This is a genomic window from Brachyspira sp. G79 (genome assembly GCF_002379365.1).
Taxonomy (GTDB): Bacteria; Spirochaetota; Brachyspiria; order Brachyspirales; family Brachyspiraceae; genus Brachyspira.
Genome location: NZ_JQIU01000007.1, coordinates 58995 through 62556 on the forward strand (window position 1 = coordinate 58995; position 3562 = coordinate 62556).

General features: G+C 25.4%; 4 protein-coding genes and 1 pseudogene. 4 read left to right on the forward strand and 1 reads right to left on the reverse strand.

Annotation, left to right across the window (positions count from 1 at the left end; genetic code table 11):
* Window positions 1–21: 21 nt before the first annotated feature.
* From KQ44_RS00355 to KQ44_RS00370, 4 genes are all read left to right on the forward strand, one after another.
* Complete coding sequence (locus KQ44_RS00355; protein WP_240516393.1) at window positions 22–387, forward strand: hypothetical protein; 366 nt, start codon at window positions 22–24, stop codon at window positions 385–387.
* A gap of 88 nt (window positions 388–475) precedes the next feature.
* Complete coding sequence (locus KQ44_RS00360; RefSeq protein WP_096735758.1) at window positions 476–1126, forward strand: RluA family pseudouridine synthase; 651 nt, start codon at window positions 476–478, stop codon at window positions 1124–1126.
* 115 nt (window positions 1127–1241) lie between these two features.
* The gene (gene tpx / locus KQ44_RS00365; protein WP_096735759.1) at window positions 1242–1739 is read left to right on the forward strand and encodes a thiol peroxidase; all 498 of its coding nucleotides are present in this window, start codon (window positions 1242–1244) and stop codon (window positions 1737–1739) included.
* Between the two features lie 115 nt (window positions 1740–1854).
* The gene (locus KQ44_RS00370; protein WP_096735760.1) at window positions 1855–2337 is read left to right on the forward strand and encodes a glutathione peroxidase; all 483 of its coding nucleotides are present in this window, start codon (window positions 1855–1857) and stop codon (window positions 2335–2337) included.
* Between the two features lie 319 nt (window positions 2338–2656).
* Here KQ44_RS00370 and KQ44_RS00375 read toward each other — a convergent pair.
* Window positions 2657–3562, reverse strand: a pseudogene (locus KQ44_RS00375) (Rpn family recombination-promoting nuclease/putative transposase); the annotation flags it as partial.

Sequence of the window (3562 nt, forward strand, 5' to 3'; positions counted from 1 at the left end):
CAAAAATAAAATATAAAAAAAATGAAAATAAAAAGAATAACTAAAGAAGCAGTAAAAATAGAATCTATAGAAGAAGGAAATATAGCTGATTTTTACGAAGATAATATAAGACAAAAAGCATTGAATATAGCTTATAATATCTATAAAAAAGATGATAATGAAAATATAAAAAAAGCATATGAAAGATTAAAAAACACATTAGAAGAGTTTAGAAATATTCTCACAGATACATACAATAATCTAAATTTAGAAAATATAGACAGTATATATGAAAAAACTATAAATACAATAAAAGAATATCAAAATAAGGCAAGTATATTAAAAACTATATTATCCACTACTATTATAATGTGTGAAAGAGGCGAAAGGGAAAAAAAGAAAAATTAATATTTCTTCTTATGGAGAGTTTGAGAAATGTTAATTACTTCTTTACTAGAATATCATTAATAATAAACAAACTATAAGCGAAACAAATATGAATATTATTTATGAAGATGATTATTTTATTGCTGTCAATAAAGAGGCTGGAATAGAAGTTGACGATAATTTAATAAAAAAAATAAAAGAAAAACATAATCATATTAATAATCTGTATTTAGTTCATAGAATAGATAAGTTCACTTCTGGAATAGTGATACTAGCAAGAGATGAAAATACAAAAAAATATTTTGAAGAATCTTTTAAAAACAAAACTATTAATAAAGTTTATCATGCCATAGCAGAAGGATATTTAAAAAATAATAGCGGAGTAATAGATATATCAATAGGAATTGACAAAAAAAATCCTAACAAAAGAATACCGCTATCAGTAAAAGAAGGCGGAGAAACTGCCGTCACTTATTATAAAGTATTAAAAAAACTTAATGAACATACTTTACTTGAGCTTAAACCAGTAACAGGCAGAACTCATCAGATACGTGTACATCTTTCTTATATAGGACATCCAATAATAGGAGATAAAATATACTCAAAAAATGCAGGTATTTATAAGATGAAAGGCTTTGCATTGATAGCAAAAGAGATTAATTTTGTTCACCCTATCACAAAAAAAGATATTAAAATAAATATAAAATATAATAAAGAGTTTTTAATTAGGCTAAAACTTCTAGAAATACCTAAAAAATAAAATTATTCATTTTTATTATTGACTTTTTTTTAATAATTATATATTTTCTTAAATAATAAAAGATTATATTTGATTTTTATTATCAAAGATAAATTAATAATAGAAGGAGTAAAAAATGACAGTTACATTTCAAGGTGCTACACAAACTTTAGAAGGTGCTCAGTTATCAGTTGGAGCTAAAGCATTAGACTTTACAGTATTAAAAACAGATTTAAGCCCATGGTCTTTAAAAGATGCTGGTGATACAGTAAAAATCATTTCATCTGTACCATCTTTAGATACCCCAGTATGCGATGTACAAACTAGAAGATTTAACAAAGAAGCTGCTAATCTTAAAGGAGTAACAGTTGTAACAATTTCTGTTGACTTACCATTTGCTCAGGCTAGATGGTGCGGTGCTGCTAATGTTTCTTCTCATATCGTAGCTTCTGACTACAATCAAAAAGATTTCGGAAGAAAATTCGGTACTTTATTAAAAGAATTACAGCTTTTAACTCGTGCTGTATTTGTTCTTGATAAAGACAATGTTGTTAAATATGTACAATATGTTCCAGAAATCACTAATGAACCAGATTATGAATCTGCTTTAAATGCTGCTAAAGCTCTTTTATAATTTATAATTAGAGTAATTTCAAGGCATATTCTTATATAGGGTATGCCTTTTTATTTGCAATATAGGAAAACTAATTTATAATTTTTATAATATATAATTAATAATGGAGGAAATTATGAGCATTTATGATTACACAGTAAAAGATGCTGAAGGTAAAGATATAAACCTAAAAGAGTATGAAGGCAAAGTCTTACTAATAGTTAATACTGCAACTAAATGAGGATTTACAAAACAATATTCTGAGTTGCAGAATTTATACACTAAATATCAAAAAGAAGGTTTTGAAATATTAGACTTCCCATGCAATCAATTCGGAGGTCAGGCAAAAGAACCTATAGAAGAGATTGCCGAGTTTAGAAAAGAAAAATACGGCATAACATTCAAACTATTTGACAAAGTAAAAGTTAATAGTAAAAATGCTGATCCTTTATTTACTTATTTAAGAACTGAAAAACCAACTGAAGAAGGAGTTGAAAAAATAAGATGGAACTTCGGTAAGTTCTTAATAGACAGAAAAGGAAATATTGTTGGACGCTATGATCCTAGAGTAAAGCCTGAAGAGCTTGATGAGATAGTAGGCGAGTTATTGAAAAAATAATAAATAAAAATTAAGAGCTTTTATATATTGTTGTATATAGAAGCTCTTTTTATTTTTTTAATAAATTCAGATCTATATTTATTATCGTTTTTCTATTTCTTTATTTATATATAAAAAATTTGTTCACTAAAAGTATCTGACAAGTAAGCTTGCCAGATGTTCACAAATTTTTTATTTCTTTATTTATATATAAAAAATTTGTTCACTAAAAGTATCTGACAAGTAAGCTTGCCAGATGTTCACAAATTTTTTATTTCTTTATTTTATATATAAAAAATTTGTTCACTAAAAGTATCTGACAAGTAAACTTGCCAGATGTTCACAAATTTTTTATTTCTTCTATACTTAATCCTGTATTTTCACTTATAATTTTAATATCTATGCCTGCATTTTTGAAGCTTTTAGCTATAGATATTTGCTGCTGCCTTTTACCTTGTTCTATACCTTGTTCTATACCTTGTTCTATACCTTGTTCTATACCTTCTTTTATACCTTCTTCTTTAGCCTTCTTCATGTCTAATTCTATACTCTTATTAAAAAATAAGTATCTACTTCGCGTTTTTTGTATTTATCCATTACTGGACTATCATTAACAAAAGTTTGGCATTTTTTTTCTACTTCTTCAAATATTGTATTTTCTTTCATTAGAATAGACATGTTTTCCCCCTTAAAAAATTTTACCCAAGAAATAAACTCTTTATGAAAGCCTTCTATATCATTAATATTTTTTGAATTAAATTTTGGAAGCTCTAAGAAATGTAATTGACAATGATCAGTTAGAATCTTATTATTATTATTTAACTCTTTTAATACATAGCAGCTATGAACATTATCTTCATCAGTTAATATAAAATTTGTAATATTTATACTTACAGTTGGCTTTAATTCATCATAAAAAGAGCCTCTATTTAAACTAGAGCTGTAATTATAAGCCCAATAATATAAAGCCCTTTTTATAAAATCTTCATTTCCTCTTGACTGTATTTCTATCAAAACAGTTATTCCTGTTTCTGTTATTGCTTTTATATCGACAATACTTTCTTTTTCATCATAGTTTTCTGCAATATTAAAAGGATTTAATATTTCTATTTTATTAAAAGTTTCAAAGTTTAAATCTTTAAATACTGCATTAATAAAGTTCAAAGCTATATTTTCATTACCCACATGTGAAAACAAATAGCGTATAAAATAATCATTAATTCTATTTAAATTATTAACTGTAACA